The sequence below is a fragment of the Amycolatopsis sp. SID8362 genome (genome assembly GCF_010550475.1).
GTDB classification, from domain to species: Bacteria; Actinomycetota; Actinomycetes; order Mycobacteriales; family Pseudonocardiaceae; genus Amycolatopsis; species Amycolatopsis eburnea.
The window spans coordinates 1-4485 of the sequence record NZ_JAAGNB010000144.1 but is presented as its reverse complement, the minus strand read 5'-3'; the positions used below and the strand labels follow the sequence as shown (position 1 = coordinate 4485).

The following is a 4485-nucleotide window of genomic DNA, read 5'->3' as shown; positions in this document are numbered from 1 at the left end:
ACGCGTAGGACGGTCTGGGCGACGGAGAGTTCGTATTCGCGGGGTTGGGTGTCGTAGTCGACGAAGGTTCCGGGGAGTTGGGGTTCGCCGTCGTGTCCGGAGGCGAGGGAGATTTCGGCTTCGCCGTGGTCGTTGCTGGCCGCCGATCCCCGCGCCTGGTAGGCCTCCAGGTGCGCTTGCAAACTCTCCGCGCGGGTGAGGATGTCGTCGAAGGCGGACCTTGTCAGGGTGAGGACGGTGCAGGTGGTGACGGCTTTGGCGGTGAATTCCCAGATGCCGTCGGTGTGGGTGAGGGTGGTCTCGCCGAAGTAGTCGCCGTCGGCGAGGGTGGCGAGGGTGGTTTGGTCGCCGTAGGCGCCGGTGCCGGTTTTGGTGATTTTGCCGTGGGCGATGAGGAAGACCTGGTCGGCGGGGGAGCCGAATTCGACGAGGGTGTCGCCGGGTTGGTAGTCGTGCTGGGTGAAGCGGGCGGCGAGTTCGGTGAGGACTTCGTCGTTGTCGTAGCCGCGTAGGGGGGCGAGTTCGCCGAGTTCTGGGGGGATGACGCGGACGGTGGCGCCGGTGGTGGTGAAGGTGACGCGGCCGTCGCCGACGGAGTAGGAGAGGCGGCGGTTGACGCGGTAGGAGCCGGCGTCGACGGTGGTCCAGGGGAGGGCTTTGAGGAGCCAGCGGGTGGAGATGCCTTGCATCTGGGGGACGGATTTGGTGGTGGTCGCCAGTGTGCGGGCGGCGGCCCGGCCCAGGCTCAGCGGTGTGTGCTCGGATTCCACCGGGTCGGTGACGGTCACAGCGAAAACCACCCATCATTCGCGTCGGAGATTGTCATTACTGGTAACGGGGATTCGTGGCGTGCCAGGTGAAGCCGCCACCCATCCAGGAACGGACTCCCACGAGGAAGCGCTGCAGCTCCGGGGACGGCACGGCCATCAGCTCGCGGTGGCCGTCCTCGAACTCGTGGACGATCTGGTTGTGCAGGGCGACGGTGGCTTCGACCGCCTCCTCGACCGGGCAGCCCCGGTCCGCGGCGATCTGCAGGACCATGTTGCAGACCGGCTTTTCGTCGGCGGCGTCCTTGGCCACCGAATGGAGGTCGTTGACCAGCACCGACGCCGTCCCGGCGCGCATCATCGCCTCGCGCACGCGCGGGTCGTAGTAGAACGGCGCGCCCAGCTCGTAGCCGCCGACGGCGTCGACGAGCGTCATCGACGTGTAGAAGCTGTCGTGCTGGCGCGCCGCCAGGTATTCCCACGCGGGTGGGTAGCGCCCGGTGTGGCGCCACGCCGCGTAGGCGTCCCAGCTGACGAACATCGCGAACGTCGAATAGCAGACGCGCTGCACGAGCACCGGCGAACCGTGCCGGCCCAGGTGCTCGGTCGCCGAGTGCAGCCCGACCAGGATCGGGTCCGCGCGCAGCGCTTCCTCCAGCGGCGGCGTGAACTCCCCGGCCGGCGCGACCGGGTCCATGGCCGCCATCACCAGCGCCAGGCGCGGGGGCAGCTCGGTGGGCGACGCGCCCAGTTCGCTGTCGTCGGCGTAGTAGTCGTCCGCCGCCCACCAGACGGCGTTCAGCTGCGCCGCGACGAGCAGCCGGTCCGGGTCGTCGCAGTCGCTGTGCGCCAGCATCACCAGCCTGCCGAAGCCCGCGCCGGCGATCTGCTCGAGGCCCTTGCCGGTGAACCCGCAGTCCTCGGCCCACGCGACCAGCCGCCGGTCGACCTCCGCCGCGAGCGCGTCGTCGACGCGGCCCACCACCGGGCAGTACAGCGGCGACGCGCTGCCGTCACCCCACGGCAGGTACGCGTACGCCGGGTCCTGCCCTGGTGACGGCGCGAACTGCGTCGCGATCCGCGCCGCCGACGTCCCGAGGCCGAACGGTCCCGCCGGCAGCCCGCCGGCGTCGCCGGTTGTCCACTGTGGACACACGGTCATGGTGGTCTCCCTCGGCACCGGCCCGGCTCAGACGCGGTCGGCGGCGATGAGCAGGTAGTGGAAGCTGCCTTCGCGGTAGGCCGTCAGGAACGGGTCCTCGATGCCGGTGGCGACCGACGACTGCGCCCGCAGCTCCCAGTAGGGGATCGTCGCGGCGGTCAGGTCGACGACGTTGATCGGCACGAACCCGTTGGCGGACAACGCCTTGAAGTAGTCGCCGCGGGCGTGGATGTTGCAGATGTAGTGCTGGTCGATCTGGCTCACCGCCCGCGACCGGCCGCCGGTGACGTCGTTGTAGCACCCGGTGATGGTCACGTACCGCCCGCCGGGCTTGAGCTGCCGCGCGTGTTCGGCGAAGAGGTCGTGCAGGTCCACGTACATCGTGCTCTCGTTGTTCCAGATGCCCTGGAACGCCCCGCTGTCGAAGCCGGTGTCGAGCATGTTGCGCAGGTGGTAGCGCACCGAGCCGTCGATCCCGCGGTCGCGCACGTGCTGGTTGGCGAACCCGACCTGCTGCTCGGAGATGGAGATCCCGTCGACCTGGCAGCCGAAGCGCAGGTGGGCCATGACGCTCGTGCCGCCGCGGCCGCAGCCGGCGTCGAGCAGCCGGTCCGACGGCGCGATCGGGCCCAGGTGGTCGAGCAGGACTTCGGCCTGCGCGGTCTCGAGGCGGTGCATCTCCGCGATGATCGCTTCGTCGCGCGTCGCCTCGGGCGTTTCGAGGACGGCCGGGTCGTAGTCGCCGAGCCCGTAGTGGTGGTGGTACAGACCGTCGACGTCGCCCAGCCGGAGGTTCACCGGGTCCTTTTCCGCGTTCCAGTAGTCGGCGACCGACTGCTGGTAAGCGGTGCGGGCCACGGGCTGGTCGAGAGCCGTCATCGAGTAACTCCTCGGTCGGTTTCCTTGGGGGACAAGGAATCGTCCCCTCGGGATCGACGCTAGTGCCGGGAGTTTCGCGGGGACAAGGAGCTTCACTCGCACCGCGCGGGCGTTGCCCGTCTGGACCAGCGGCGTCCCTGCGCGGGGTGGCGCGGTGCCCGGATCCGGCATTCGATCGGGACTCCGCGCGCCACGTCAGGGGGACGGCACGTGACCCTGGGTGTCAGACGACTTCGAGGTTGGCCATCATGCCCATGTCTTCGTGTTCGGCGTTGTGGCAGTGGAAGAGGTACCGCCCGCGGTAGCCGTCGAACCGGGTGACGATCTCGGCCGCTTCGCCCGGCCGCAGCGAGATGGTGTCCTTGAGGCCGCCGTCGTGCGGCAGCGGCGCCCGGCCACCGCGGGAGAGTACCCGGAACGCGGCGAGGTGCAGGTGGACCGGGTGGTGGACGTCCGCGACCAGCCGCCACACCTCGACGTCGCCGAGCCGGACGGTCACGTCGGTGCGGGCCGGGTCGAACGCCCGCCCGCCGATCACCCAGCCGTGCCCGCCGGGCTGCTGCCCGGCGCTGAAAGCGAATTCGCGCACGCGGGCCGGCGGGCCCCACGAAGGCAGGTCCGTCGAGAGCACCGGCGGGACCCGGCTGTCGTCGGCCGCGCGGCGCGCGATCCGGAACGCCATCACCTCGGCGGTCCGCCCGGTGCCCAGCTTGTTGAGCAGCCGGACGCGGCCGCCCACCGGCACCCCCGCGAAGTCGACGACGACGTCGTAGCGTTCGGCGGGCGCGATCGGCACGGAGAGGTGGGTGACCGGCGCCGCGAGCAGGCCCTGGTCCGCGCCGACCTGCACGAGCGGCAGCCGCCGCCCGTCGTCGGTGACGGCTTCGAGTTCGTAGTGCCGCGCGTTCGACGCGTTGAGCAGGCGCAGCCGGTACCGCGCCGCGTCGGCTTCGTGCACCGGCCACGGCGCGCCGTTGACCAGGATGACGTCGCCGAGCACGCCGCCCAGGAAGCTTTCCCGGACGCCCGGCTGGTGCCGCAGCGTCGCGTCGACCGACGGGTAGTCGAGCGTGCCGTCCGCGGCGAACGCGCGGTCGGTGAGCGCCAGCGGCAGCTCGCGGGGACCCGAGGGCAGGCCGAGTGCTTCTTCGGCGTCGTCGCGCACGATGTGGAGCCCGGCGAGGCCGCGCCAGATCGCCGGCGCGGTGAAGTCCATCCGGTGGTCGTGGTACCAGAGCAGCGCCGGGCGCTGGTCCAGCGGGAACGTGTAGTCGCGCGTCCCCACGCTGCGGACCGCGCGCGGGTCGGGCATGGCGTGGTGGTCCACCCAGCCCGGCGGCAGCACGAGGTCGGTCGGGTAGCCGTCGGACGCCGCCGGGGTGTGCCCGCCGTGCAGGTGCACCACGGTCGGCACCGGCAGCTCGTTGCGGTGGGTCACGGTGACCGGCTGACCGCGGCGCGACTCGATCGTCGGGCCCGGGAACGTGCCGTCGTAGGTCCACATCGGCGTCCGGATCCCGGGCAGGACCTCGATTTCCGCGACGCGCTGGGTGATCTCGTAGCGGCCCGGCGCCACCGGCTCGAGGACGTTCGGCACGGGCAGCGGCACGGTGTACGCCGGGGGCAGCGGGACGGCGCTGCGGAGCTCGGCGCCGGTGACCGCCGGGCGGCGGGCCA

General features: G+C 71.3%; 4 protein-coding genes. All 4 read right to left on the bottom strand.

Translation table 11 applies throughout. From position 1 onward, the window contains the following. On the bottom strand, window positions 1–788 hold a 788-nt coding region (locus G3I65_RS05605; protein WP_160695153.1), incomplete at its 3' end, for a cyclic nucleotide-binding domain-containing protein. A gap of 37 nt (window positions 789–825) precedes the next feature. Continuing rightward, window positions 826–1929 (bottom strand): family 2 encapsulin nanocompartment cargo protein terpene cyclase, encoded by a 1104-nt coding sequence (locus tag G3I65_RS05600; protein WP_166639723.1) that lies wholly within the window; start codon window positions 1927–1929, stop codon window positions 826–828. 27 nt (window positions 1930–1956) lie between these two features. Next, complete coding sequence (locus G3I65_RS05595) at window positions 1957–2808, bottom strand: geranyl diphosphate 2-C-methyltransferase (protein WP_160695151.1); 852 nt, start codon at window positions 2806–2808, stop codon at window positions 1957–1959. Between the two features lie 223 nt (window positions 2809–3031). Further along, window positions 3032–4485: multicopper oxidase family protein (locus G3I65_RS05590; protein ID WP_203612290.1), on the bottom strand; the 1454-nt coding region annotated here is incomplete at its 5' end.

Coding starts and splice junctions, on each gene's coding strand:
- G3I65_RS05600 (WP_166639723.1), bottom strand. CDS start 1,929: ATGACCGTGTGTCCACAGTGGACAACCGGCGACGCCGGCGGGCTGCCG.
- G3I65_RS05595 (WP_160695151.1), bottom strand. CDS start 2,808: ATGACGGCTCTCGACCAGCCCGTGGCCCGCACCGCTTACCAGCAGTCG.